29 protein-coding genes are annotated in these 24,686 nt (G+C 69.8%); 12 read left to right on the forward strand and 17 right to left on the reverse strand.

The genetic code is table 11. The annotated features are described in order from the left end of the window. Positions 1 to 68 precede the first annotated feature (68 nt). Positions 69 to 1,205 carry a glycosyltransferase family A protein gene (locus tag FE263_RS19100; RefSeq protein ID WP_138327635.1) on the forward strand — a complete coding sequence of 379 codons (1,137 nt, stop codon included), beginning with the start codon at positions 69 to 71 and terminating at the stop codon, positions 1,203 to 1,205. Here FE263_RS19100 and FE263_RS19105 read toward each other — a convergent pair. The 5 genes from FE263_RS19105 to rlmN all read right to left on the reverse strand — a co-directional run bounded on the left by FE263_RS19105 (position 1,138) and on the right by rlmN (position 6,275). Then, the gene (locus FE263_RS19105; RefSeq protein WP_171034224.1) at positions 1,138 to 1,740 is read right to left on the reverse strand and encodes a class I SAM-dependent DNA methyltransferase; all 603 of its coding nucleotides are present in this window, start codon (positions 1,738 to 1,740) and stop codon (positions 1,138 to 1,140) included. The two genes, FE263_RS19100 and FE263_RS19105, sit on opposite strands and share 68 nt — an antisense overlap. After that, positions 1,737 to 2,504, reverse strand: a complete 768-nt coding sequence (locus tag FE263_RS19110) for a PIG-L deacetylase family protein (RefSeq protein ID WP_240759947.1) — start codon at positions 2,502 to 2,504, stop codon at positions 1,737 to 1,739. The genes FE263_RS19105 and FE263_RS19110 overlap by 4 nt, the downstream gene beginning before the upstream one ends. Beyond that, the gene (locus FE263_RS19115) at positions 2,501 to 3,622 is read right to left on the reverse strand and encodes an acyl-CoA dehydrogenase family protein (protein ID WP_240759955.1); all 1,122 of its coding nucleotides are present in this window, start codon (positions 3,620 to 3,622) and stop codon (positions 2,501 to 2,503) included. Before FE263_RS19115 ends, FE263_RS19110 begins: the two co-directional genes overlap by 4 nt. Before the next feature lie 68 nt (positions 3,623 to 3,690). Further along, entirely contained in the window at positions 3,691 to 5,052 is a 1,362-nt protein-coding gene (locus FE263_RS19120; protein WP_138327637.1) for a DUF2252 domain-containing protein, read from the reverse strand. Positions 5,053 to 5,060: 8 nt separating this feature from the next. Continuing rightward, positions 5,061 to 6,275, reverse strand: coding sequence for a 23S rRNA (adenine(2503)-C(2))-methyltransferase RlmN (rlmN, locus tag FE263_RS19125; RefSeq protein WP_171034225.1), 1,215 nt, complete (start codon positions 6,273 to 6,275; stop codon positions 5,061 to 5,063). 203 nt (positions 6,276 to 6,478) lie between these two features. On the opposite strand from rlmN, the gene FE263_RS19130 reads away from it, so the two are divergent. After that, a complete protein-coding gene (locus FE263_RS19130) occupies positions 6,479 to 6,640 on the forward strand; it encodes a peptide chain release factor 1 (protein WP_138327638.1) in 162 nt (53 codons plus the stop codon). Between the two features lie 4 nt (positions 6,641 to 6,644). On the opposite strand, the gene FE263_RS19135 is transcribed toward FE263_RS19130, so the two are convergent. The 4 genes from FE263_RS19135 to FE263_RS19150 all read right to left on the reverse strand — a co-directional run bounded on the left by FE263_RS19135 (position 6,645) and on the right by FE263_RS19150 (position 8,877). Beyond that, on the reverse strand, positions 6,645 to 7,406 hold the full coding sequence (locus tag FE263_RS19135; protein ID WP_138327724.1) for a TlyA family RNA methyltransferase: 762 nt from the start codon (positions 7,404 to 7,406) through the stop codon (positions 6,645 to 6,647). Between the two features lie 10 nt (positions 7,407 to 7,416). Then, complete coding sequence (locus FE263_RS19140) at positions 7,417 to 8,325, reverse strand: polyprenyl synthetase family protein (protein WP_138327725.1); 909 nt, start codon at positions 8,323 to 8,325, stop codon at positions 7,417 to 7,419. A 7-nt stretch (positions 8,326 to 8,332) separates the two neighbouring features. Next, positions 8,333 to 8,563, reverse strand: coding sequence for an exodeoxyribonuclease VII small subunit (locus FE263_RS19145; RefSeq protein WP_138327639.1), 231 nt, complete (start codon positions 8,561 to 8,563; stop codon positions 8,333 to 8,335). A gap of 62 nt (positions 8,564 to 8,625) precedes the next feature. Then, complete coding sequence (locus FE263_RS19150; protein ID WP_138327640.1) at positions 8,626 to 8,877, reverse strand: sulfurtransferase TusA family protein; 252 nt, start codon at positions 8,875 to 8,877, stop codon at positions 8,626 to 8,628. Between the two features lie 118 nt (positions 8,878 to 8,995). On the opposite strand from FE263_RS19150, the gene FE263_RS19155 reads away from it, so the two are divergent. Together FE263_RS19155 and FE263_RS19160 are read left to right on the forward strand one after the other, a co-directional pair. Beyond that, entirely contained in the window at positions 8,996 to 9,925 is a 930-nt protein-coding gene (locus FE263_RS19155; protein ID WP_138327641.1) for an ROK family protein, read from the forward strand. Further along, on the forward strand, positions 9,918 to 11,192 hold the full coding sequence (locus FE263_RS19160) for a DNA polymerase IV (RefSeq protein ID WP_240759949.1): 1,275 nt from the start codon (positions 9,918 to 9,920) through the stop codon (positions 11,190 to 11,192). Before FE263_RS19155 ends, FE263_RS19160 begins: the two co-directional genes overlap by 8 nt. Here the strand turns inward: FE263_RS19160 and FE263_RS19165 are convergent. The 3 genes from FE263_RS19165 to FE263_RS19175 are packed head-to-tail and all read right to left on the reverse strand — an operon-like array spanning position 11,189 to position 14,085. Continuing rightward, positions 11,189 to 11,833, reverse strand: a complete 645-nt coding sequence (locus FE263_RS19165) for a ThuA domain-containing protein (RefSeq protein ID WP_138327642.1) — start codon at positions 11,831 to 11,833, stop codon at positions 11,189 to 11,191. The genes FE263_RS19160 and FE263_RS19165 overlap by 4 nt on opposite strands. A gap of 20 nt (positions 11,834 to 11,853) precedes the next feature. Beyond that, positions 11,854 to 12,951, reverse strand: coding sequence for a Gfo/Idh/MocA family protein (locus tag FE263_RS19170; protein ID WP_138327643.1), 1,098 nt, complete (start codon positions 12,949 to 12,951; stop codon positions 11,854 to 11,856). 36 nt (positions 12,952 to 12,987) lie between these two features. Further along, positions 12,988 to 14,085 carry an ROK family transcriptional regulator gene (locus tag FE263_RS19175; RefSeq protein WP_138327644.1) on the reverse strand — a complete coding sequence of 366 codons (1,098 nt, stop codon included), beginning with the start codon at positions 14,083 to 14,085 and terminating at the stop codon, positions 12,988 to 12,990. Positions 14,086 to 14,282: 197 nt separating this feature from the next. Between FE263_RS19175 and FE263_RS19180 the strand changes: the two genes are divergently transcribed. The 4 genes from FE263_RS19180 to FE263_RS19195 all read left to right on the forward strand — a co-directional run bounded on the left by FE263_RS19180 (position 14,283) and on the right by FE263_RS19195 (position 17,914). After that, complete coding sequence (locus tag FE263_RS19180) at positions 14,283 to 15,554, forward strand: extracellular solute-binding protein (RefSeq protein WP_138327645.1); 1,272 nt, start codon at positions 14,283 to 14,285, stop codon at positions 15,552 to 15,554. 13 nt (positions 15,555 to 15,567) lie between these two features. Then, the gene (locus FE263_RS19185) at positions 15,568 to 16,464 is read left to right on the forward strand and encodes a carbohydrate ABC transporter permease (RefSeq protein WP_240759956.1); all 897 of its coding nucleotides are present in this window, start codon (positions 15,568 to 15,570) and stop codon (positions 16,462 to 16,464) included. Further along, positions 16,454 to 17,290, forward strand: a complete 837-nt coding sequence (locus FE263_RS19190; RefSeq protein WP_138327647.1) for a carbohydrate ABC transporter permease — start codon at positions 16,454 to 16,456, stop codon at positions 17,288 to 17,290. The genes FE263_RS19185 and FE263_RS19190 overlap by 11 nt, the downstream gene beginning before the upstream one ends. An 84-nt stretch (positions 17,291 to 17,374) precedes the next feature. Further along, positions 17,375 to 17,914, forward strand: coding sequence for a type 1 glutamine amidotransferase domain-containing protein (locus tag FE263_RS19195; protein ID WP_138327648.1), 540 nt, complete (start codon positions 17,375 to 17,377; stop codon positions 17,912 to 17,914). Positions 17,915 to 18,133: 219 nt separating this feature from the next. Here FE263_RS19195 and FE263_RS19200 read toward each other — a convergent pair whose 3' ends face one another. From FE263_RS19200 to FE263_RS19215, 4 genes are read right to left on the reverse strand one after another with little or no spacing between them, the layout of a single operon-like run. Beyond that, positions 18,134 to 18,667, reverse strand: a complete 534-nt coding sequence (locus tag FE263_RS19200; RefSeq protein ID WP_205880458.1) for a GNAT family N-acetyltransferase — start codon at positions 18,665 to 18,667, stop codon at positions 18,134 to 18,136. Then, the gene (locus FE263_RS19205; protein WP_205880459.1) at positions 18,664 to 20,436 is read right to left on the reverse strand and encodes a DEAD/DEAH box helicase; all 1,773 of its coding nucleotides are present in this window, start codon (positions 20,434 to 20,436) and stop codon (positions 18,664 to 18,666) included. The genes FE263_RS19200 and FE263_RS19205 overlap by 4 nt, the downstream gene beginning before the upstream one ends. An 8-nt stretch (positions 20,437 to 20,444) precedes the next feature. Then, positions 20,445 to 21,089, reverse strand: coding sequence for a class I SAM-dependent methyltransferase (locus FE263_RS19210; protein ID WP_138327650.1), 645 nt, complete (start codon positions 21,087 to 21,089; stop codon positions 20,445 to 20,447). A gap of 8 nt (positions 21,090 to 21,097) precedes the next feature. Further along, positions 21,098 to 21,325: a hypothetical protein gene (locus FE263_RS19215; protein ID WP_138327651.1), complete on the reverse strand. Its 228-nt coding sequence runs from the start codon at positions 21,323 to 21,325 to the stop codon at positions 21,098 to 21,100. 123 nt (positions 21,326 to 21,448) lie between these two features. Here FE263_RS19215 and FE263_RS19220 point away from each other — a divergent pair, with 123 nt between their 5' ends. Further along, positions 21,449 to 22,279 (forward strand): formate/nitrite transporter family protein, encoded by an 831-nt coding sequence (locus FE263_RS19220; protein ID WP_138327652.1) that lies wholly within the window; start codon positions 21,449 to 21,451, stop codon positions 22,277 to 22,279. A gap of 9 nt (positions 22,280 to 22,288) precedes the next feature. Here FE263_RS19220 and copM read toward each other — a convergent pair whose 3' ends face one another. After that, positions 22,289 to 22,651: a CopM family metallochaperone gene (copM, locus tag FE263_RS19225; RefSeq protein ID WP_138327653.1), complete on the reverse strand. Its 363-nt coding sequence runs from the start codon at positions 22,649 to 22,651 to the stop codon at positions 22,289 to 22,291. Between the two features lie 233 nt (positions 22,652 to 22,884). Here copM and FE263_RS19230 point away from each other — a divergent pair, with 233 nt between their 5' ends. Genes FE263_RS19230 through FE263_RS19240 form a run of 3 tightly spaced genes read left to right on the forward strand, consistent with a single transcriptional unit; the run spans position 22,885 to position 24,672 of the window. After that, positions 22,885 to 23,286 (forward strand): hypothetical protein, encoded by a 402-nt coding sequence (locus tag FE263_RS19230; RefSeq protein ID WP_138327654.1) that lies wholly within the window; start codon positions 22,885 to 22,887, stop codon positions 23,284 to 23,286. Between the two features lie 49 nt (positions 23,287 to 23,335). Next, positions 23,336 to 24,307 (forward strand): hypothetical protein, encoded by a 972-nt coding sequence (locus tag FE263_RS19235; protein WP_138327655.1) that lies wholly within the window; start codon positions 23,336 to 23,338, stop codon positions 24,305 to 24,307. Then, entirely contained in the window at positions 24,304 to 24,672 is a 369-nt protein-coding gene (locus FE263_RS19240; protein ID WP_138327656.1) for a copper resistance protein CopC, read from the forward strand. The genes FE263_RS19235 and FE263_RS19240 overlap by 4 nt, the downstream gene beginning before the upstream one ends. The last annotated feature ends 14 nt before the right edge of the window (positions 24,673 to 24,686 follow it).

The following is a 24,686-nucleotide window of genomic DNA, read 5'->3' on the forward strand; positions in this document are numbered from 1 at the left end:
GTTGCGCGAAACCGCGGCCACCGCACCGGGTTGCCCGCGCGCCGTCTTGCGACAGGGGACCCGAGCCGATGCCGATGCAGGCCCAGCGTTTCGTTGTCGCCATTCCGGTTCGCGACGAGGCGGACCATATCGGCCGGTGCCTGCAAGCCCTCGACGACCAGGCCAATGCCTGCATCGACCACGTCGTGCTCTTGTTGAACAACTGCAGCGACGAAACGGAGGCGGTGATCGAACGCCTGCGGCCTACGCTGGCGGTTCCGCTTGCCGTGCATGTCAGGCGCTTCGGGCCGGAGCAATCCAATGCAGGCCACGCCAGGAGCGAGGTCATGGAGCTGGCCGCGCGGATTGCAGGGCCCGAAGGCATCGTCGCCACCACAGACGCCGATGGCGAGGTGGCGAGGGACTGGGCGGCAGGCATCGGGGCGGCCTTCCGGCACGGCGTCGATGTCGTGTGCGGCCGCGTCGAACTGCATCCGGTGGATGCGGCACAGATCCCCGCGGCCCTGCACGAGGATGACGCGCGCGAGGTTGCCTACGGTGCCATGCTGGACGAGATCCATGCGCTGGCCGATCCCGACCCGGCCGATCCGCTGCCACGCCATACCGAGCATTCCGGTGCCAGCATCGCCGTCACCGTTACCGCATACCGGCTTGCCGGCGGGATGCTGCCGCTGCCGAGCGGCGAGGATCGCGGCTTCCTGCGCTCGCTGCGCCTGGTCGACGCGACCGTGCGGCACGCACCCGACGTGCGCGTAACGGTCTCCGGCCGCCTGCTGGGCCGCGCCCCCGGCGGCATGGCCGAAACCATCGCGCGGCGCATGATCCGTCAGGACGAGATGATCGACGCAGACCTGGAGCCGGCGGAAGTCTGCCTGCTGCGTGCCACCCTGAGGGCCCGGACGCGGGCGGTATGGCAGGCACGCGGCACCATGCCGCACGCCTGGCCGGATGCGGTGCAGGCGCTGGCGGCGGAAGCGCAGCTCCCGGTCCTGGAGGTCGCCCGCTGCCTCCGGGCGCGGCATTTCGGCGCCGCCTGGGCGGCCATCGAGGCGGCCAGTCCGGCGCTGGTCCGCATCGAGGTGGCGCGTCGCGAACTCGACCTGCAGGCGGCCGTGGCGCAGCGCATCCTCGCCGCCCTCAGGGCCTCGGACGTTCCAGCAGATCGAGCCGATAGCCATCCCGAACCAGCGGCGCTGAGCGCCTGAAGCCGCCCGCCGCGAGGGCATCGGCGAACAGTCCGGCGGCCTCGTGGCCGGTACAGGGGGTGTCGGTGGGTCCGGTCCAGTTGACCAGCAGCGCGACGCATCCCGGCCGGGCCTGCGCGACGCAGCGAGCGGCCAGTGCCGCATTGTCGGCCGGCGAGAGGAAATACAGCAGCTCGGACACCAGGATCAGGTCGAAGCGGCGGTCGTTCCAGTCCCACTCCCCGGGCAGCACCGCGCGCCGGAACTCGACCGCGCCCGACCCGAGCTGGACTGCGCACCGGGTGCTGGCCCGCGCAATCGCCGCCTCCGCCAGATCCACCGCCAGCAGGGTACGGCACCGCTCCGAGAGGGCCTGCGTCATCACCCCGATCGAGCAGCCCAATTCGAGGCCATGCTCGAACTGCCGGTCGCCCAGCTGCGCCAGCGTGTCGGCATATTTCGAACGCTCGTAGTCGCTGGTCTCGAACTTCCAGGGATCCGGATCGGCCTCGTAGATCCGGTCGAACACCGAGCGATCCCACGACGATCCGGTCAAGGCGGCGATCCCGGGGCGGGCGCGGGGGCAGTCTCGATGAACGTCTCGTGCGGCTGCTCGAATACCGACAGCAGGGCCGAGGGAAGCCGGAAGCCCTCCGGGTCATCGGTGATGAGATCGCCATACTGCGAGACGTGCAGCCGGATCGCCGCCTGCTTGCTTGCGAGATGGTCCGCGATGTCGAGCCGGAAGCCGCGCAGCGGCATCTCGGGCGACAGCTCGACGTCCGGTGCGATCAGCCAGCCCCAGACCGGATATGACAGCAGCCGCAGACCCATCCTGGCGGCAATCCGACGCGCCATCAGCTGGACCGCCTCGTGGTCGCAATGCGGATCGAGCAGCCATGGCGCCAGCAGCGTGTCGCAGCCCTGCTCCTGCGCCACCGCCTCGATCCGCGCGCAGGCCGCCTCTAACCCCACCCCGTCGCGCGGCGCCGCGGTGTCGCGCAGGCGCAGGAAGCCGACATCCTCCGGCGACAGGCCGAGCGCCGCGGTCGCCGCCAGCGCCTCGGCCTCGCGCACCGCGCGCAGCCGCCCGGCCGGGTAGGCGCGCGAGTTCGGGTGCGAGCCGGTGCCGTCGGTGACCACCAGGACGTAGGGCGGCAGGCAGGACCTGCACAGCGTCGCGATCAGGCCGCCGCAACCGAGCGATTCGTCATCGGCGTGCGGCGCCAGGATCAGGGCGCGGCCGTGGCGCAGCAGCGCGTCGTCGGCGGACACCGGCAACGCGCGCATCAACTCGTGCAGCTCGTCCGCGCGCATCATGCCGGCAGGTCCCGCGTGGTGAACCAGCCGGCCGCCTCGCACAGCGTCTCGTCGGGCGCCGGCTGCCGCAGGTAGGTGGCGAGATCGCGCATCACCCGTTCCGCCGGGTTGTCCTGCAGGAACACTCCCAGTCCCAGCCCGCGCTGCACCAGCCGGATCACGTCCAGTGCCGCCTGTTCGGCGGCAATGCGGGCCAGCCCGACCACGGCGATGACGTCCCCCTCGGCGTGGCCGGGCTGCTCGGCGACCCGCGATGCACGGGATGCCCACATCGCCGCTGTCTCGCGGGCGATCAGCGCCTCGCCGATCCGGACGAGCTGGTGCGGCCCCTCGTGCCGGCCCCGCGCGCGCAACTGGTCGCGCAGCGCGTCCACCAGCCGGTCGATGCCGCCGAGCGCCACCGCGATGCCGCGCCAGGCGCCGGCGGAGAATTCCGGCTGCCGCAGATAGTCGCCCGGCGCGCCGATCACGGCATCCTCGCCGGGCCGGACGCCGGTGAAGTCGCACGATCCGGTGCAGGCGCCACGCATGCCGTGCACGCCGCCCAGCGTGTCGCGCGCGTGCCGGTCCACCCCGAGCGGCACCACCAGCATGCGCGGCGGTCCGGCCTCCGGCTGCGCGGTGACCAGCGGGCGGGTGACATGGCGGGCGCCGGAAGCGAACAGCTTGCCACCCTGCAGCAGCAGCCCACCGTCCGCGACCAGCAGGCGCAGCGGGTCGCTGCCATCGGTCACCCAGATCCCGAACAGGTGGCCGGCCCGCGCATCCTCCGCCGCACGCTGCTGCTGCGCCTCGGTGCCGTAGCGCACGATCAGGCGGATGGCGTTGACATGGCCCTCGTAGAGCCGTCCGACCGCAAGGGAGCCATGCCCGACCAGCCGGAGCAGCCGCAGCATCGCGTCGCCGGCCTCCGGCTCGGTGCCCGCCCCGAGACCACCGAACCGACGTGGCAACGGCGCCGTCATCGCGCCACAGGCGTTCAGGAAGGCAAATGCCTGCTCGGGGAATCCGCCATCGCGGTCGAGCCGGTTGGCCTCCGTCTCCATCGCCGCGAGCCCGGTCGGTATCCGGTCGAGCAGTCTCCCGGCCGCGTCCGTTTGCGGCCCTGCGCCGTTCATGTCCACCAGCGCCCTCATCCCCATGCCTGATGCCGAAACCACGTCCTGCCTGCCGCCGGGTTGCCTGCTCAGTTTGCCTTGGCGTGGAGCCGGCCAGCCTCGATGGCCTCTTCGAACAGGGTGAAGTCAGCCTCGGTGCGATCGGCATAGAGCGTGGCGAACTCCGCCACCGCGGCAGCGAAGCGCCGGCCACGACCGACATAGCCGGACAGGGTGGCGGCGTCGCCGGATCGCGCATGCGCGCGTCCCAGCGTGCGTCCGCACAGTACGGCGTAGGCGGGCAGGCTCTCCGCCTCGATCTGGGAGCCGACCGCGGCGAGCCGCGCATCCTTCAGCCTGCGCACGTAGAACTGCCGCCCGTCCGTCGGCATGCGGGTCCAGCCGAGAAACAGGTCGGACGCCGCCTGCATGATGCGCTGGCCGGTCACCACCCGCTCGCCCTGGTTGGCGTAGTCGGAGGCGCCGGCATAAGGGGCCAGCACGCTCTCCTGCGCCTGCTTGATCTGCAGCAGCAGCGGCTGGCCGTCGGCGGTCACATACAGGCCGATGGCGCAAAATGTCCCGACGCTGCCGACGCCGACCACCTTGAAGATCACGTCCTGCAGCTTGTAGCGCCGCAGCAGGTCCCGGCGCTCCGGCGACAGCGTATCGGGATAGCGGGCGAACGCCTCCCGCACCGCCTCGTCGTGGCTGGGCAGCCGCATCACCAAGGGCGGCTTCTCGCGCAGGCGCGGCACCGGGCCGCTGTCGTCGATCAGGCCGTATTGCTGCCCGGCACTGCGCAGCCGCGCACGCAGGTGCTTCCCGGCCCGCGCCCGCGCCTTGCTCGTATCCATCGACCCGATCGCCTCCTCGAGGTCGATGCGAGCGCTCCAGGCGTCGAGCGGCGGCAGTTCGGCAAGTGCCGCCATCTCGGCGCAGTAGGCCTGCACCGCCTCCTGCGCGAGCCGGCGACTGTCGCCCTCCGACATGCCGTCGTCGCGCCCGGCCAGCACCAGGCTGGTGGCCAGCCGCTTGATGTCCCACTCGAACGGCGCCGGCAGGGTCTCGTCGAAGTCGTTGATGTCGAACACCGCCAGCCCTTCCGGTGTCGCGTAGCTGCCGAAGTTCGCGAGGTGGCAGTCGCCGCAGCTCTGCACACGCAGGCCGGAGGTCGGCGTGGTCGCCAGGTCCGCTGCCATGACCGCGGCGGCGCCGCGCAGGAACGCCAGCGGCGAGCCGCGCATCCGGGCGTAGCGCATCGGCAGCAGCTCGGGGATGCGCTGCCGTCCCTGCTGGATGAGTATGCTGACCGGATCGGCGCGGCTCGAGGCGGCCATCCATTCGGCGTGGCGATGCCGCGCCACCATCGAACGCAGCGCAACCCCGGCATGGTGGCGCTCGGTGGCGGAGCGCTCGGCGGGGGACGCGGCGGTCGATTGCGCGTGCATCGGCGTGCTCAGGCCGCCACTGGCCGCGTCCGCCTGCTTTCGGTGCGAAGCTGGCCGCAGGCAGCGAGGATGTCGCGGCCGCGCGGCATGCGTATCGGCGACGCGAAGCCGGCATCCATCACGATCTGCGCGAAACGGTCGAGCTGCTCGCGGGTGGAGGGCAGGTAGGCGCTGCCCGGCCAGGGATTGAACGGGATCAGGTTCACCTTCGCCGGGATGCCGGCGATCAGCCGCACCAGCTCGCGCGCCTCGGCCTCGCTGTCGTTGACACCGCGCAGCATGACGTATTCGAAGGTGATGCGACGGGCGTTCGAGGCGGCGGGATACCGCCGGCAGGCCGCGATCAGCTCGGCGATCGGATACTTGCGGTTCAGCGGCACGATCTCGTCGCGCAGCTCGTCGCGGACGGCGTGCAGCGAGACCGCCAGATTGACGCCCAGCTCCTCGCCACAGCGGTCCATCATCGGCACCACCCCCGAGGTGGACAGCGTGATGCGTCGTCGCGAGAGGCCGATGCCCTCGCCGTCCATGACGATGCGCATCGCGCGGGCCACGTTGTCGTAGTTGTACAGCGGCTCGCCCATGCCCATCAGTACGATGGTCGAAAGCAGGCGCGGAGTCTCGCCGCGCGGCGAGGGCCACTCGCCGTAGCTGTCGCGCGCCGCCATGAACTGGCCGACGATTTCGGCGGTGCCGAGATTGCGCACCAGTCCCTGCGTCCCGGTATGGCAGAACCGGCAGGACAGGGTGCAGCCGACCTGGCTGGAGATGCAGACGGCGCCGCGATCCTCGCGCCGGTCGGGGATGTAGACGGTCTCGGCCTCCTGGCCGTCGCGGAAGCGGAACAGGAACTTGCGGGTTTCGTCCGAGCTGGTCTGCACGGTGGCGGCGACCGGGCGGCCGACCACGAAGCGCTCCGCCAGCTTCGCCTGCAACGGCTTGGCGATCGAGCTCATGCGCGCGAAGTCGGTAACGCCCTGGTGGTAGATCCAGTGCCAGAGCTGCTTGGTGCGGAACGGCTTCTCGCCGATCTCGGCCAGCGCCTGGGTCATCTCCTCGCGCGACAGCCCGACCAGCTCACGCCGCCCATCTGCCAGCACCGCCGGGGGCGGCGAGAACAAGGCGGCCTTCGCCAGGATCCGGTCGCGCTCCGACGGGGTCAGGCGGTCGGTGCCGGCGCCGGCTTCTGTCGCAACCGCGGGGGGGGATGCCAGGTCTGTCATGGTGCGCCCCTATAGCCCGCCCCGGTCCGGGGCGCATCCCGAATACCGTGCAGAGCCGCCGCGCCAGGCTTTCGATCACGTTTCGGAGAGGTGCGGGAACACGTTGGTTTATGACACGCAACCGTCACATGAATGCCACGTTCATCGAGCATTCCGGGGGTCGCCCAGGCGGTCCGGACCCGGGTGTCTGCAGGAGCGTGGCGATGGATGACGTCGAATATCTCGCCAAGCTCGACGAGCTGGACCACCTGTTGAACGATCCGGAGATCGACGCTGAACCGGCGCAGATCTGGTCGCTGCTCGCCGAGGTCTCGCTTCACGACCTTGGCGCGGTGCACCCTCCCCAGGGCCCGCAGGCATATTGATCCGCTAGGCTGCCGATCCGGTTCGGAACGCAGCCACCAGGAACTCTCGATTGCCCTCCGGGCCGGTGATCGGGCTGGGCTCGATGCCAAGCACCGTCCAACCCGGCAGCGCAGACCACCAGTCGCCGATCGTCCGGCACACCTGTTCGTGGATCTTTGGATCGCGAACCACTCCCTTGGCGCCGACATTGCCGCGACCAGCCTCGAACTGGGGCTTGATCAGCGCGACCGCCCAGGCCCGTTCGCTGCACAGCCCCAGCCCAGCCGGAAGCACCGTGCGCAGTCCGATGAAGCTCGCGTCGCAGACCAATGCCTCGATCGGCGTCGCGATCAGGCTGGCATCCAGGGTGCGGGCATTCACCCGCTCCAGCACCGTCACGCGTTCATCCTGGCGCAGGCTCCAGGCCAGCTGCCCGTGGCCGACATCGACGGCGTGCACATGCGCGGCGCCGTTCGCCAGCAGCACGTCGGTGAAGCCCCCGGTGGAGGCGCCGATATCGAGGCAGCGCCGTCCGGTAGCCGACAACCCGAAATGCTCCAGCGCATGTGCAAGCTTGAGCCCGCCGCGCGACACCCAGGGATGGTCCTGTCCACGCAGGACCAGAGCCGCATCGCCGGCCAGCAGGTCACCGGCCTTGTCGATCCGGCTCTCTCCGCTGAATACCAGTCCGGCCAGTATCAGCGCCTGCGCCCGCGCCCGGGTCGGCGCCAGGCCGCGCTCGACCACCAGCTGGTCGGCGCGGATCCGGTTCCGGGGTTCTTTCAGTAACCCCTCCTCAGCTGCGACGATCCACCACGTGGCGGGCAAGGTCGCGCAGTATCGCCGCCCGCTCCCCGAACGGCTCCAGGTGCGACACCGCCGCGTCGGCCAGCCGGCGGGCCGCGTCGCGGGCGCCGTCGATGCCCAGCAGCGAGACGAATGTCGATTTGCCGGCCTCCTGGTCCTTGCCGGCGGTCTTGCCGAGCTCCGCCTCGCTGGCGGTGGCGTCGAGTACGTCGTCGGCGACCTGGAAGGCGGCACCGATATCCCGGCCATAGGCGGCGAGACGCTCGTGCTCGGCCGCCGACGCGCCGCCCAGGATCGCGCCTGCCTCGGCGCCATAGCGGATCAGGCGTCCGGTCTTGAGCGCGTGCAGACGCTCGACCTCCGGCAGGGCGAGGCTGCGGCCTTCGCCTTCCATGTCGATCATCTGGCCGCCAACCATGCCGGCCGCGCCCGACGCCGACGCCAGCGCCTGCACCAGGGCGATGCGGATGGCGGGATCGGGATGGGTGGCGGGAGCGGCGATGACCTCGAAGGCCAGCGTCTGCAGCGCGTCGCCGGCCAGCGTGGCGGTGGCCTCGTCGAAGCGCCTGTGCGTCGAGGGCTGGCCGCGCCGCAGGTCGTCGTCGTCCATGCAGGGCAGGTCGTCATGCACCAGCGAGTAGGCGTGCAGCATCTCGACCGACGCCGCCGCGCGCAGGGCACCCGCCCCGGTGGCGCCGAACAGCGCGGCGCTCTCGACGACGAGGAAGCCGCGCAGGCGCTTGCCGCCACCCAGCGTGGCGTAGCGCATCGCCTCGATGAGCCGCGCCTCGCCGCCCGCGACCGGCGCGATCAGGCGGTCCAGCGTGCTCTCGATGGCGGACGCGTGGCCGGCCAGGGTCTGCTGCAGGGAGCGCGCCTCCTGCAGCGACGGCCGCATGACGACCTCAGTCAAGCGACCGCAACTCCGGCGTGCCGTCGGCCCGCTCGACGATCGCCTGCACGCGGGCCTCGGCCTGGCTCAGCTTCGCCTCGCAATGCCGGCGCAGCGTCGCGCCCCGCTCGTAGGCGGTGATCGCGTCCTCCAGCTTCTGCTGGCCGCCTTCGAGGCCGCGCACGATCGTCTCGAGCTCCGCCAGGGCGTCCTCGAACGAGAGCTGTGCCAGGTCTTCCGCCATGCGCGTCTCCGCCTGCTGTGTTCGGCAGGGCAATAACCCGAGTGGCCGGACGGTGGAAGGCCTCAGCCGGCCCCGCTGGCGGCAGGTTCCGGCCGGCGGCGGATGACGAAGCTGAACACACCGCCTTCCTCGCTGAAGGCGATCAGGGCATGGCCGGTCTCGCGGCAGAAGGCCTGGAAGTCGCTCACCGAGGCGCGGTCGGTCGCCAGTACCCGAAGCCGCTCGCCCGGCTGCATGGAACGCAACGCGCGGTTGGCGCGCAGCACCGGCAACGGGCAGCTCAGCGACTTCACGTCCAGCAATGTCTCGCCCATCGGCGCCTCCCTTGCGTCCTGCCCTCCGGGGCATTGCGGGGCACGACTTCACGTCTATGCCCGACCCGACCGCCGCGGTACATAATACCGGCAAAACGTCCTGAGCAACGAGGCAAGCATGGCGGATTTCCGGATCGGGATCGATTTCGGCGGCACCAAGATCGAGATCGCGGCGCTGGCCAAGGACGGCTCGATGCTGCTGCGGCGCCGGGTGCCGAACCCCGGCACCTACGAGGCCGCGATCATCGCCATGGGCGCGCTGGTGCAGGAAGCCGAGCACGAGCAGCACGGCACCGCCACCGTCGGCGTCGGCATTCCCGGCGCCATCAGCCCGGATAGCGGCCTGGTCAAGAACGCCAACTCGGTGTGGCTCAACGGCCGCCCGTTTGCCCGCGACCTCAGCGAGGCGATGGCCCGCGAGGTGCGTGTCGAGAACGATGCCAACTGCTTTGCGCTGTCCGAGGCGGTGGATGGCGCCGGCGCCGGCAGGCGGGTGGTGTTCGGCATCATCCTGGGCACCGGCGTCGGCGGCGGCATCATCGTGGACGAGCGCTGCCTCACCGGCCCGCACCATATCGCCGGCGAGTGGGGCCACAACCCGCTGCCCTGGCCACGTCTCGACGAGTTCCCGATGCCGAAATGCTTCTGCGGCAACGAGGGCTGCATCGAGCGCTTCCTGTGCGGATCCGCACTCGCCGCCGATTGCGACGGGCCGGGCTCGCGCGACGCCAGCTCCATTCCGGGCCGCGCGGCGGCGGGCGAGGAGCGTGCCGTGGCGGCGCTGGACCGGCATTCCGACCGGCTGGCGCGCTGCCTCGCGATGGCGATCAACTTCCTCGACCCGGACGCCATCGTCATCGGCGGCGGCCTGTCCAACATGGCGCACCTGTACGACAAGGTGCCGGCGATGATCGGGCGCTACGTGGTCAGCCCGCGCTGCACCACGCCGATCCTGCGCAACATCCACGGAGACAGCTCCGGCGTGCGCGGCGCCGCCTGGCTGTGGCCGCGCGAGATGCTGCGCTCGCACATGACCAGCGTTGCCTGACACGCCCGTCCTCTGCCTGGACTGCCAGCATGTCGAGCCGGCGGCGGATGCGGCGTCGCGGCGTTGCGCGCACTGCCGCAGCCACCGGCTGGTCCGTCACGCCGAACTGCTCGACCTCACCGTCGCCCATGTCGATGCCGACGCGTTCTACTGCAGCGTCGAGAAGCGCGACCGGCCCGAGCTGGCGGCGCTGCCGGTACTGGTCGGCGGCGGCACCCGCGGCGTGGTGACGGCTGCCTGCTACGTTGCCCGCATGCGTGGCGTGCGCAGCGCGATGCCGATGTGGCAGGCGCTGAAGGCCTGCCCGGACGCGGTGGTGATACGCCCCGATTTTCCGAAATACACCGCCGCCTCGCGCGCCCTGCGCGGATTGATGCAGCAGCTCACCCCGCTGGTGCAGTCGCTCTCCATCGACGAGGCGGTGCTCGACATGGCGGGCACCGAGGCGCTGCACGGCGCGCCGCCCGCGGCGATGCTGGCGCGTCTCGCCAACCGGGTCGAGCGCGAGCTTGGCATCACCATCTCGATCGGTCTCGCCCCGAACCGGCTGCTGGCCAAGCTCGCCGCCGGGCTCGACAAGCCGCGCGGCTTCGGCGTGCTGGGAGCCGACGCGCGCCAGTGGCTGGCCGGCAAGCCGGTGCGGCTGCTGCCCGGTATCGGGCCGGCGCAGGAGAAGCGCCTAGCGACCCGCGGCATCACCCGCCTGGGACAGCTGCAGGGCCTCAGCGCCAGGGAGGCGCAGGCCCTGCTCGGCGATGACGGGCCGCATCTCGCGGCCCGGGCCCGTGGCGAGGATGGGCGCCGGGTCGATCCCGCCCGCGAGACCAGGTCGATCAGCGCCGAGACCACCTTCAATGCCGATCTTGCCGATGCCGCCTCGCTCGAGCGGCATCTCTGGCAGCTCTGCGAGAAGCTCGGCGGACGGCTGCGCGACGGCGAGGCGAGCGCCGGTGGCGTGGTGCTGAAACTCAAGACCCAGCGTTTCCTGACCCGCACCCGCGCCGCCCGGCTCGGCACCCCCACCGTACTGCCGGAGCGCCTGTTCGACGCCGCCCGGCAACTGCTGGTGCGCGAGGTCGACGGCACCGCGTTCCGGCTGATCGGCATCGGCGCGTCGCCGATCCTGCCGCTGCAGGACGCCGACGTCGCCGATCTCGCCGATCCGTCGATGCCGCGCCGGGTCGCGGCGCAGGCGGCGATCGACCGCCTGCGCGACCGCTTCGGCAAGTCGGCGGTGCAGCGCGGCCGGGCCCTGGACCAGGGTTAGCCGCGCGCCGCCCAGGCCATGCCGCGGCTGATGATGCGCGACATGTCGGGATGGCTGAACTCCGCCGAAACGTGCCCGAGCGAGCTGTAGAACACCCGGCCCGCGCCGTGGCGGCGCTTCCACACCACCGGCATCGTGACACCCTTGATCCAGCCGCAATGCGTGCCGTCGAAAGTCGTGGTGGCAAGCACCTCGTTCGAGGGATCGACATGCATGTAGTACTGCTCGGAGCGGTACGCGAACCGCTCGATCCCCTGCATCACCGGATCGTCGGGCCGCACCACATCGACCGCATAGTCGATGATGTTGCCGGGATGCGCCACCCACTGGCCGCCGACGATGAACTGGTAGTCCGGTTCGCCCCGGAAGCTGTCGCCCATCTGGCCGTGGAAGCCGGCGAGCCCGGTGCCGGCCTCGATGGCGGCGGCGAGCGAGCGCATTTCCTCCCGCTCGATCGTCATCATGGTGACGATCGGCACGACCAGGTCGAAGCCGCCGAGCCCGGGATCGGCGAACGCCTCGGTGGTGTTCTCGATGACCACCTCGAAATCCTGGTGTCGCAGCATGTCGGCGACGATGGCGGCGCACTGCTCCGGCTCGTGCCCGGCCCAGCCGCCCCAGACGATCAGCGCCTGTCTCATGGTGTCCTCCCTTTTGTTTCTCAGTCCAGCAGACCGATCTCGCGCCGGCGTGGCAGCGGCGACGGACGTTCGCAGCGGGTTGCGATGTCGACGGTCCGGCCGGTCGCGCCGGCCTCGATCAGGCCCTGCATGATGTCCACGACATGCAGGGCCATCTCGCCGTTCGCCCGGTGTGCCCGCTGCGAGCGGATCGCACGCGCCATGTCGGCGAGGCCGACGCCGCGATGGTCCGCCTCCGCGAAGCCGTGCGTCACCGGAAGGTCCACCCAGGGCGCCCGGGCGATCGCCATCATCGGCTGCCCGTCGAAGCGGTTCGGATCGGGCACCAGCACCGAGCCCTTGGTGCCGTACAGCTCGATCGGCGAGTGCCGGTGCGCCCAGACATCGAAGCTGGTGATCAGCGAGATCGCGGCACCGGTGGCAAAGCGCAGCAGGCCGGCGATATGGGTCTCGGTGCCGATGTCGATCGGCGTGCCCGCCTTCGGCCCGCTGCCGACGACGCGTTCAGCCGCCGAGCGGTCGGTCAGCGCGCACACGCTCGCCACCGGCCCGAGCAGGTCGATCAGCGCGGTGAGGTAGTACGGACCCATGTCGAACAACGGTCCACCGCCGGGCTGGTAGTAGAAGCCGGGATCCTGGTGCCAGTGCTCGTGACCGTGGTTCATCATGCAGGCGGTGCCGGAGACGATGCGGCCAAACTGGTCTGCGTCCAGCGCCGCGCGGACCGTCTGGTGCGCCCCACCCAGGAAGGTGTCCGGCGCGCTGCCGACGCGCATGCCGCGCTCGAGGGCCCGCTCGACCAGCTGCCTCGCCTCCGGCACCGCAAGACCGAGCGGCTTCTCCGAATAGACATGCTTGCCAGCCTCGACCGCGCGCAGGCCGATCTCCGCATGCGCCGCCGGGATCGTCAGGTTGAGCACGACCTCGATCGACGGATCGTCGAGCAGCGCCTCCACGGAGAGCGCACGCAGATCGAATTTCGCGGCACGCGCCTGGGCACGCGCTAGGTCCAGGTCGGCGCAGGCGACGATCCGGTATTCCGGGAAGTCGAGTGCTGCGCGCAGGTAGGCGGCGCTGATCGTCCCGCAGCCGACGATCCCGACAGTGACAGCGTCCATCTTGGTTTCCTCCATCTTGTCCGGGTGCCTCGAGACCTATGGCGGCTCGCCGTACAGGCGGCGCAGCACCAGGCTGGCGGCACCCCGCGCCCACATCTCGTCGCCCCATTCGTGGCGCACGATCTCGGTCGCTTCGCGCAACGTCGGCAGCATGAACCGGTCGAGCGCCGCCTCCAGCCGGTTCGCCACCAGCTCCTGCGAGGTCAGGACGCTGCCAGTCAGGATGATGCGCGGCAGGTTCAGCACGTTCATCAGGTTCGCCAGCGCCAGGCCGAGCATGTCGCCGGCGCGCTCGAGCAGCTCCGGGTTGCGGCTGAGCGCCCAGCCCGACGCCACCGTATCGAGGCAGCCGCGCTGGCCGCAGCGGCAGAGCGCGCCATCCACCTCGACCTTGACGTGGCCGAACTCGGCGCCGATGCCGTGTGCGCCGCGATGCAGCCGGCCGCCGAGCAGCAGCCCCATGCCGATGGTGTCCTCGGCGGTGACCACGGCGAAATCCGCGAGATCCTGAGCGCGGCCGAACCAGCTTTCGGCCAGTGCCGCAAGATTGGCGTCGTTTTCGATCTGCGTCGGCAGCGACAGCCGGCGCTCGATCATGGCGGCGAAATTCACCACCGCATGGCCGAACACCGGGCTCCAGTGCGAGCGGCCGGCGGAGGCGTCGATCACTCCCGGAATGCCGATCCCGAGCCCGCTGATCGCCTCCAGCCGCAGCCCGGCATCGCTGACGCACTGGCGGACGCCATCCTCGACCAGGTCGGCGATGGTCTCCGCCGGCTGCCGGTCGAGCCGCACCGGAAGCACCAGGCTGTGCACGGCACGGCCGGCGAAGTCGGTCACCGCGACGCTGATCCGCCCGAGCGACAGCTTGACGCCCACCGCATGCAGGATGCCGGCCTGAAGCTGCAGCATGACGCGAGGGCGGCCCCGCCCGGATGGCTCGCCCCCCTCGACATGCGATGCGGTGACCAGACCATCCTCGATCAGGCCGCCGGTAATCGCCGATACCGTCGCCGGACTCAGATTGGTTCGTTCGACGATCTCGACGCGCGCGATCGGCCCGAGCCTGCGTATCAGGTCGATGATCCGGAACCGGTTTCCCCCTCCGGTCAGCTCCGGATCAGCGCTCTTCATGGCCAGGTGATTTGTTCACGCTCCAAAGAAACGCGGACGCCGGTCTTGCTGTCAAGGCGGCACACCGCTCGATTTCTCCGGGCCAGGGCACAAGTCCAGCGCTTGACACCTGCCGGAACCTGCTGCTGTAAAATACGACTAACGAAGAAAATCGGGGAGCGCCATTTCATGGGCTACGACCTGTTGGTGACAACGAAGTGCGGGTAACGCGACGTGGCGTGCTGGGCGCTTCGCTTGCGACATCGCTGCTGCCACGCATTCCGGCGCGGGCGGCCGATAGCCTCATCAGGCTCGCGCACGAGGAGAACGGGCCCGGCTCGGTGCGGCTGATCAACGAGACCGTGGCCGCCTTCGAGCAGGGCCATCCGGGGGTCAAGGTCAGCCAGCTCTACCTGGAGAACGCTGCCTACAAGGCGAAGCTGACGACGATGCTGCAGTCCGACGACCGCCCGGACATCCTCTACAGCTGGGGGCGCGGCACCCTGGACGCGCAGGTCTCCGCCGGCGTGCTGCGCGATGTCACCGCGACGGTGCAGGGCTGGCGCGAGGACTTCACTCCCGTAGCCCTCGACGCGTTCAGGATCGGCGACAAGCTCTGGGGCGCACCGTTCACCGTCTCCGGCGTCGGCTTCTACTGCAACAAGGCGCTGCTGGCGCGAGCAGGGGTCGATCCCGCGCATCTCGCCAGCTTCGACGACCTGCTGGCCGCAGTCGCCCGCTTCAAGGCGGCCGGCATCGTGCCGATCGCGGTCGGCGGCGGCGAGAAATGGCCGCTGCATTTCTACTGGGCGATGCTGGCGCTCCGCCTCGGCGGCAAGCCGGCGTTCGACGATGCGCGCGCCGGACGCAACGGCGGCTTTGCGGCCCCGGTGTTCGTCGAGGCCGGACGCATGCTGCAGCAGCTCGGCAAGTCGGGCGCCTTCCAGCCCGGTTTCGCCGGCGCCCAGGCCCCGGACTCCTACGGCCAGTTCGGCGACGGTAAGGCGGCGATGACCCTGATGGGCAGCTGGGTGATGGGCGTGCAGAAGGCCAACGCCGCCAACGGCCAGGGCCTGTCGGACGATGCGGTCGCCTATGTCCGCTTCCCGCTGGTCGCCGGCGGCCACGGCACATCGACCGACACCTTCGGCGGCGTCAATGGCTGGGCGGTGACGCGCAACGCCCCGGCCGCTTCGCTAGAACTGCTGCACGCGCTGACCAGCCCGCACTACGAGCGCACCATGTGCGAGCGGAACGTGTACCTGCCGGCGGTGCGCGGCATGTCGCAGTACCTGACCAGCCCGGTGCTGCGGCAGGTCGCCACCGAGATCGATGCGTCGAGCTACCACCTGCTGTTCCTCGACCAGACGCTCGGCCCGTCGCTCGGCAGCGTCGTCAACGACGTCTCGTTCGCGCTCGCCACCGGCGACACCACCCCAGAGGCGGGTGCCAAGCAGATCGAGGATGCGCGCCAGGCGGAGGACATGTGAGGCCGGGGTGGGTATGACCCTGGCGGCGACCCGTCGAAAACCCTCCCTGCGCGGCGACGGGCTCGGCACCGTCCTGCTGTTCCTGCCGCCGGCGCTGCTGGTGTTCACCATCTTCGTCGTGCTGCCGATCGGCGAGGCGAGCTGGTTCAGCCTGTTCGACTGGAACGGCTACGGCTCCCCGCAGCACTTCGTGGCTTTGCGAAACTACGTCCGGCTGCTCGCCTTCGTGCCGTTCCGCACCGCGCTGCTCAACAACCTGCTGGTCATCGCGATCTCGCTCTGCATCCAGATACCTGTGGCGATCGGCGCCGCGTCGTTGTTGTCCGGACCGGGGCGGCTCACCGTCGTCATGCGGCTGATCCTGTTCCTTCCCTATATCCTCGCCGAGGTGGCCGCCGGCCTGATCTGGCGCTTCGTGTTCGACGGCAATTTCGGCCTCGTTGCCGTCGCCGCGCGCGAACTCGGCATGAACGCGCCCTTCATGCTGGCCGATCCGGATCTCGCCCGTGTCGCGCTGATGGTGGTCGTCACCTGGAAGTATTTCGGCTTCCACATGATGCTGGTGCTGGCAGGATTGCAGGGGATCGATCCCGAACTGCGCCAGGCAGCGCGCATGGACGGCGCCACCGGCGCGCAGATCTTCCGCCACGTCACGCTGCCGCTGTTGCGGCCGACGCTGCGGGTGTCGGTATTCTTCGCCGTCATCGGCTCGCTGCAGCTGTTCGACATCGTCATGCCGCTGACCGCCGGCGGCCCGGGCAACGCGACGCAGACGATGGCGACCTTCCTGTACAATTTCGGCATCACCCGGATGAAGATCGGTTTCGGCTCCGCCGTCGGCGTCGTGCTGTTCCTGATCTCCGCGACCTTCTCGATCGTCTACAACAGATGGGTGCCCGGTGAGCGCTGACGCCAGGGACCGCACCGGATACGCGATCGCCTGCGCCGGGCTGGTGGTGCTCGCCCTGTTCGTGCTGGTGCCGCTGCTGGCGACCGCGCTCGGCGGGCTCAAGACGCTCGGCGCGCTGCGATCGGACCCGTTCGGCTTTCCGCTGCATCCGCGCTGGGGAAACTATGGCGGCATCCTCGCCGGTGGCCGCTACTGGCGACTGCTCGGCAACTCGCTGCTGATCGCGAGCGTGGTCACTGCGATCACCGTCGTGCTTGCCGCCATGGCCGCCTTCGTGCTGGCGCACCTGCATTTCTTCGGGCGCGAGATGCTGGCGAGCTACCTGATGCTCGGCCTGATGTTCCCGGCGGCGACCGCGATCCTGCCGCTGTTCATCCAAGTGCGCGATCTCGGGCTGCTCGACACCTATGCCGGGCTGATCCTCGCGGAGGTGGCTTTCGCACTCAGCATGAGCATCCTGCTGTTCCGCAATTTCTTCCGCCAGTTGCCGGTCGAACTGTTCGAGGCGGCGCGCATGGACGGCTGCTCCTATGCGCGCATCTTCGTGTCGATCACGCTGCCGCTGTGCCGGCCGATCGTCACCACCGTCGCCATCATCACCTTCGTGTCGAGCTGGAACAACTACATGTTGCCGCTCATCCTGCTCGACACGCCGTCGCGCTATCCCTGGCCGCTCGGCGTCATGGACTACCAGGGCCAGTACAGCACCGAGTGGCAGCTGGTGCTCGCCTTCATCACGCTGACCATCCTGCCGGCGATACTTGTCTTCGTGCTGGCCCAGAAGCAGATCGTCGCCGGACTGACCGCGGGCGCCGTCAAGGGCTGACAGCACGTTCTGTTGACGCAAGTACGAGCAACGCCACCGCGAAAGTTCTGTTCAGCAGGCGACTGCAACAGGAGTACTTCCATCATGCCAGAACTTACCGGCCGCCGGATCGCGATGCTCGCCACCGACGGCGTCGAGGAGGTCGAGCTGACCGAGCCGTTGAAGGCATTGAAGCAGGCAGGCGCCACCGTCAGCATCCTGTCGCTGGAGATCGGCCAGATCCAGGCCATGCAGGAGGACGTGAAGCCGTCCAGCAAGATCGACGTCGACCAGGCGGTGTCGGATGCCGATGCCGGGCAGTTCGACGGCCTGGTGCTGCCGGGCGGCACCACCAATCCGGACAAGCTGCGCATGGACGATCACGCGGTGGCGTTCGTCGCGAAGTTCGTGCAGGCCGACAAGCCGATCGCGGCGATCTGCCACGGCGCCTGGACACTGATCAATGCGGATGGCGTGAAGGGCAAGAAGCTCACCTCCTGGCCGTCGCTGCAGACCGACCTGCGCAACGCCGGGGCCACCTGGGTCGACGAGACCGTGGTGCGGGACGGCAAGCTGGTCACCTCGCGCAATCCGAAGGACCTGCCTGCGTTCTGCAAGGAGATCGTCTCGCTGTTCGCGGCCTGATCAGCCCAGCAGACCGATGAGGGCAGCCATTGCCAGCGCGATGGCCGCCCCCATCGCCGGCCGGCCAAGTGGCGCGTGCCGGGTGATCGCGGCAATGCCGCCAAGCCAGAGAGCCACCACCGCCAAGCTCCCGGAACCCACAGGCGGCGCCTCCGAATCGCGATCCGTATCGTCGGAGGGAGCGTATCTCTGTTTTGATAACGCGATAAAGGGTTCCGCTCAGGTCGCTCCGAAAGCGGCTTCATCGGCCAGCAGTGCGTAGCGCTCGTGGTCCTGCCAGATGCCGCCGATCTGCAGGTAGCGCGGCGAATATCCTTCCAGCCGGAAGCCGAGCCGCCGGGCCAGCCGGATCGAAGCCACGTTGCCGGGCTGGATGTTGGCCTCCAGGCGGTGCAACCCCAGCCCGTCGAAGGCAAGGCGGCACATCGTGCCGACCGCCTCGGTCATCAGGCCACGTCCGCTGCTACCCGCCATGCCGTAATAGCCGACATAGGCGTTCTGGAATCCGCCGCGCAGGATGCCGCTGAGCGTGATCACGCCCACCACGTCGCCGGTCACCACCTCGCGGCCGATGCGCGCGACCTGCGTGGTGTCGCAGACGCGGGCGAACCAGGCCTCGAAGCCGCGCCGGTCGGTGAACGGCGTTGCCCAGGGATGATGGTGGTCCCGGCTCGCCAAGTTGCAGCGGATCAGTTCGCCGCCATCCGCCGCCGAGACCGCATCGAGGCGGACGCGCGCCGGGGCAGGGTTCACCGCGGCCGGGCGGCGGTCCGCTTGCGCGACGAGGCGCCACCTGGACCCTCGGCACCACGCGCGGCCGCCCGATACGGCTTGCGCGGCGCCGGAGCGGCGCCTGGCGCACCGGTCGCACGCTCGATCTGCACCTCGTCGGCGTCGGTCGCCACCACGCATGCCGCGAAGCGCTCGCTCATCGCCGGCGTGATCTCGAAATGCGTCTCCTGGTCGCTGATCCGGATGGCGCCGATGTCGCGCTTGGTCACCCCGCCGAGGCGGCAGATCAACGGCACCAGCCATTTCGGATCGGCCTTGTCCTGCCGCCCGATCGACATGCGGTACCAGATGCCGGGCTCACGCGGCCTCGCCTCGCGGGGCGGACCGACGTCACGCTGGTACGGCTCGCGGGTGCGCTCTTCCCGGGGTGTGCGCGGCCGGTCGGTCGCGACACGCGGGCGATGCTCGGCGATGTGGGTCGGCGGCTGCGTGACCTCCTCGGGCTCGGGCAACCGGGCGCGATGCATCCGGATCAGGGCAGCGGCAACCTCCTCGGCGGTGCGGCCCTCGAGCAGGCTCTGCGCCAGCGCGAGATCCTCCGGCGCCACCTCCTCGGACAGCACCGGATCGGCCAGCAGCCGCGCACTGTCGCGGGCGCGGATCTCCTCCGGCGTCGGCGGCCCGCTCCAGCCGGCCTCGACGCGGGCGCCGGCCAGCAGCTGCTCGGCCTTCCGGCGACGCGCGATCGGCACGATGATCACGCAGGTGCCCTTGCGGCCGGCACGCCCGGTGCGGCCACTGCGGTGCAGCAGGGTCGGGCTGTCTGTCGGCAGCGCCGCATGCACCACCAGTCCGAGGTCGGGCAGGTCGAGGCCGCGCGCGGCGACGTCGGTGGCGACGCACACCCGCGCCTGGCCGGTGCGCAGCGATTCCAGCGCCCGCGACCGTTCGCTCTGGCTGAGTTCTCCGGACAGCGCGACCGACGCGAAGCCGCGCTCCAGCAGGCTGCCGTGCATGTGGCGCACCATCTCGCGGGTCGAGCAGAACACCATCGCCGTCGGGCTCTCGAAGTAGCGCAGCACGTTGACGACCGCATGTTCCTCGTCGTTGCGGCCGGCGATCACCGCGCGATACTCGATGTCGGCGTGCTGCCGGGTGCCGCTGACGGTGTCGATGCGCAGCGCGTCGCGCTGGTAGCGCTTGGCGAGTGCCGCGATCTCACGCGGGATGGTCGCCGAGAACAGCAGCGTGCGGCGGGTGTCCGGGGTCTGCTTGAGCAGCGTCTCGAGCTCGTCGCGAAAGCCGAGGTCGAGCATCTCGTCGGCCTCGTCGAGCACCACGACGCGCAGTGCGCTGAGGTCGAGCCGGCCGCGGCTCAGGTGGTCGCACAGCCGGCCCGGGGTGCCGACGACGATATGGCAGCCGCCTTCCAGCGCACGGGCCTCGCGGCGGACATCCATGCCGCCGATGCACGGCACGATGCGGGCGCGGGCGTCGGCATAGAGCCAGGACAGCTCCTTGTGCACCTGCACCGCAAGCTCGCGTGTCGGCGCGATCACCAGGGCGAGCGGCGCGGTGGCGCGACCGAAATACGGCTCGTCGCCGAGCAGGGTGGGTGCCGCGGCAAGCCCGTAGGCGACGGTCTTGCCGGAGCCGGTCTGGGCGGAGACGACGAGGTCGCGATCGCCGGCGTCGGCGGAAAGCACCGCGGCCTGTACAGGAGTGGGTTCGGCGTAGCCGCGCGCGGCGAGCGCCTGCGCGAGGGAGGCATGTGTCGTTGGGAAGGGCATGGCGCCCTCTATAGCGGAACCGGAACCCTGGCGATAACCGCCCAGATCGGATCCTGCCATGCAGGGTCGTCCGCCTCCGGCCTGACCTCGCCGGTCTCGATCTCGGTGAAGCCGGCGCGGGTCGCACAGATCGACACCAGCTTCTGCCGGTCGGGTCCGTCCAGCGCCTGCCAGATCGCCACCGCCTTGGTGGGGAAGTAGCGGTTCGAGAAGGTGATCACCAGCGGAGCGCCCGGCCGCAGCACGCGCGCCAGTTCACGGAACACCGACACCGGCTGCTGCAGGTATTGCACCGCGACGCACATGCAGGCGCCGTCGAGAGAGCGGTCGGCGAGTGGCAGCGACGGCGCCGCGTTGAGGTCGGCTACGAAATGGTCGTCGAGGCGGGGGTTCTCGAGCAGTTCGGCCTCGTTCAGGCCATGCCCGATCACCCGCTCGAACACCATCTCCTCGGGAAGGTGGCTGACCCAGCTGCTCATCAGGTCGAGGATCACCCCGTTCTCCGGCAGCACCGTGCGGTAGAGCGCGGTGACCGCGTTGATGGCGCCGTCGTCGATATGGGTGACCAGCCGCGGTTCGGCATAGAACAGCGCGTCCGGCTCCGGATCGGCCTTGCTGAAGGCGGCGGGGTGGAAGCCTTCCAGATCGCGCATGCGGGCCTTCAGGCGGCGTTCGGTTCGGGTGATCCGGTCTCGCCGGGACTGTCGAGCCAATGGTCGATAGCCTCGCGGGCGGCGAACACCGCCGACTTGAACGAGCCTCGCAGGCCGCTCGAGCTAACGATGCCTGACATGGTGGTGCCCTCGGGATGGATCGACCACCGCCGGCGGCCATCCTGTTCCTGACCGATCACGTAGCGGATATCCCGGTACAGCAGCGTCTGTTCCATTGTCTCTTCTCTCGACGCCCGCCGGCGCGAATGCAATTCATCCTGGCGTGATGAACCCCGACCCCGGGAGCTATCTGCTCAGGGGTGCGCGAGCATGGTTCAGCAGACAGGAAGGCAGTGCGTATGGCGGACTATGTTAAGCCGGCCCAGATCGTGGGCAACATGGTGGAATCGGGGGTCGTGAAGGCCGGGTTGACACCCCTGGACCTGCTCCTCCGCGGCGCCTTGGCGGGCGCCTATCTCGGTTTCGTCACCAGCATGGCCTTCCTGGTTGCGGCGCAGACCGGCCAGTTCATCGCCGGCGCCCTGCTGTTTCCCGCCGGCTTCGCCCTGATCGTGATCCTCGGGCTGGAACTGCTGACCGGCAATTTCGGTATCATGCCGACTGCCCTGATGGCCGGGCGCATCGGCATCGGCCGCGTGCTGTCCAACTGGACCCTGGTCTTCATCGGCAACCTCGCGGGCAGCCTGATCTATGCATCGCTGTTCTGGATCGCAACCACCGAGTGCGGCCATACCAGCGGCGGCCTGATCGGCGACAAGCTGCGGGCACTGGCGGTCAGCAAGACCACCGCCTACGAGGCGTTCGGGGCCGCCGGCATGCTGACGGTGTTCGTCAAGGCCATCCTGTGCAACTGGATGGTCAGCCTGGGCTCGGTGATGGGTCTCGCCTCGACCTCCACCACCGGCAAGATCCTCGGCGCCTGGCTGCCGATCTTCATCTTCGTGGAGCAGGGCTTCGAGCACTCGGTGGTCAACATGTTCGCCATCCCGGCGGGCATGATGCTCGGCGCCAAGGTGTCGCTCTATGACTGGTGGGTGTGGAACGAGATCCCGGTGACGCTGGGCAACATGCTGGGTGCGGTGCTGTTCACCGGCGTGGCGCTCTATGCGACCTATGGCCGCACCCGGAAGTCCGCCGTCTACGCCTCCGCGCAGGATGTCGCAGCCTGAGCGCTGGCCTCAGCGGCCTCGCACGGCACCATGCGACGCCTGCCAGCGCCGCATGGTCGCCACCTCGGAGCGCTGGTCGGCGACGATCCGCCGCGCCAGCGCCCGCAACGACGGATCGTGGCCATAGCGCAGCTCGTCCTGCGCCATGGCGATGGCGCCTTGATGATGCGGGATCATCATCGCGATGAAGTCCTGGTCGGGGTCGCCGGTCATCGGCGCCGACGCCATGCCGTGCTGCATCCGCGCCATGCCCTGCATCATGTCGGCATCCACCGGCGCCGGCGCGGCGACAGCCGGGCACGCCGGCATGGAGGCGACCAGCAGGCTGACCGGGAGGATGCCGGAGCGGATGGTGCGCAGGATGCGGGGCATGCGATCGCTCCTCCAGCTTGAGCCGACGTCTCTCTAGAGCTTTTTCCGATCGAAGTGGATCGGAAAGAAGCACCGGCTTGTCGTTTGCCGGGCATCTTCATCCGATCGGGAAGCAGGATCGATCCGATGATGGCCCGGCGCGCCCGCCGGCCCTCCGCTCGCCGATCCGATTGCGGCGGGTGCGCCCGCGTCGCTTGATTGTGCCGGCGCCGAGGTCCCGCTAGCCTCCCCTCATGCCTCAACGCGTCCGGCCCGGCCGGCGTCCGCTTGGCGGCAGGCTTGCAGGCGTAGCCGCGCTGCTTGCCCTGCTGTGCCAGATCGTCCTCTCCGGCATGATGTCGGCGGAGCCGGTTCGCGCCGAGCGCGTCGCCCTCTCGGCGGCGGGCGTGCTGTGCAGCAGCGGCAACGTCCCGGCCGATGGCCATCGGCGACCGCAGCATCACCGGCTGGACCTGGCCCTCTGCCCGGCGATCATGGCGCTGGAGCTGCCGTCCTCCATCCTGGCGCCGACGCTGCTGTCGCCGCCTCCCGCGGTCCGGCTGGTCCTGCGGGTCTTCGAGCGTCCGGTTGGGCGCGCGCCGCCGGGTCCCGTCATGCGGGTCGGAAGTCCGAGGGGTCCACCGGCGGCGGCCTGACGCCCGCTCGCCATCCCCCGACTTCCCGCATCAGAGGATCTTCGCAACCATGCGAAACCTGTATCCGGCCGCGCCCCTGCTGTGCGCAGGCCTCATCCTTACGTCATGTCCGGTGTATGCCCACGTCATCGCCGGCGCCCGGGTGTTTCCGGTGACGCTCACCTTCGACGATCCCGGCGTCAGCGACGAAGCCTCGCTGCCGGCCATCACCTACCAGCGCAGCGGCGCCGATGGCGGCAGCGGCCCGACCCACGAGGTCGATCTGGGCTGGGAGTACGACAAGACCATCACGCCGGACACCGCGCTGATCTTCAACGACGGCTACGACATCCAGCAGGTCAACGGCTCGAAGACACAGACCGGCTTCGAGAACATCTACGTCACCGGCAAATGGCAGGCGATCACCAACGCCGACCACGAGTTCGTCGCCTCCCTCGGCATCATCCGCGAGTTCGGCGGCAGCGGCACCACCCACACCGGCGCCGACCATTATGGATCGACGGCGCCGACCGCCTATTTCGGCAAGGGCATGGGCGACCTGCCGGCCGGCTTCCTGCAGCCGTTCGCGGTCACCGGGGAGCTCGGCTTCACCATCGCCGACCGCGAGGTGAAGCAGATCGCAGCGCCCGCGCCCGCGACCGCATCGCTTACCAACGGCATCGCCGCGCAGTTCAACAACGGCAACACCAACGCCTGGGCAGGGGCTTTCTCGGTCCAGTACAGCATCCCCTACCTGCAGTCGCAGGTGAAGGATCTCGGCCTGCCCGGCATCCTCGGCAACATGATCCCGCTGGTGGAGTTCACCTGGTCGTCGCCCGCCTCGGCGCACGGTGCGCAGGGGGCGACCTGGACCGCCGCCCCTGGCGTGATCTACCTCGCCCAGTGGGGCGAGGTCGGCGTCGAGGCGCTGGTGCCGCTCAACAAGGCGACCGGCACCACCGTCGGCGCGGTCGGGCTGGTGCATCTCTTCTTCGACGACCTGTTCCCGAACGACTTCATCGGAAAGCCGATCTTCCAATGACCGCTCCATCCCGGACGATCCCGTCGGCTCTGCTGCTCGCGGCACTCGCCTCCTATGCCGGTGGCGCCGGTGCGCACGCCTTCCTGAAGCGCGCAAGCCCGGCGGTCGGCAGCACCGGCGCCGCGCCGGGCGAGGTGGTGATCGACTTCACCGAGGGCGTGGAACCGCAGTTCAGCACCATCGCGGTGACCGCGGCCAACGGCGACAGCGTGGTCGCCGGGCCGGTGCACCCCGCCGGCGCAGAGGACCGGCTCGCGGTTCCGGTGCGACCGCTGGCGCCCGGTACCTACCGGGTCAGCTGGCACGCGACCGCAACCGACACCCACAAGACCCAGGGCCGCTTCAGCTTCACCGTCGTCCGGTAGGTAGGCACCCGCTA

Origin of the sequence: Lichenicoccus roseus (assembly GCF_005844085.1) — a bacterium.
Classification (GTDB): Bacteria; Pseudomonadota; Alphaproteobacteria; order Acetobacterales; family Acetobacteraceae; genus Lichenicoccus; species Lichenicoccus roseus.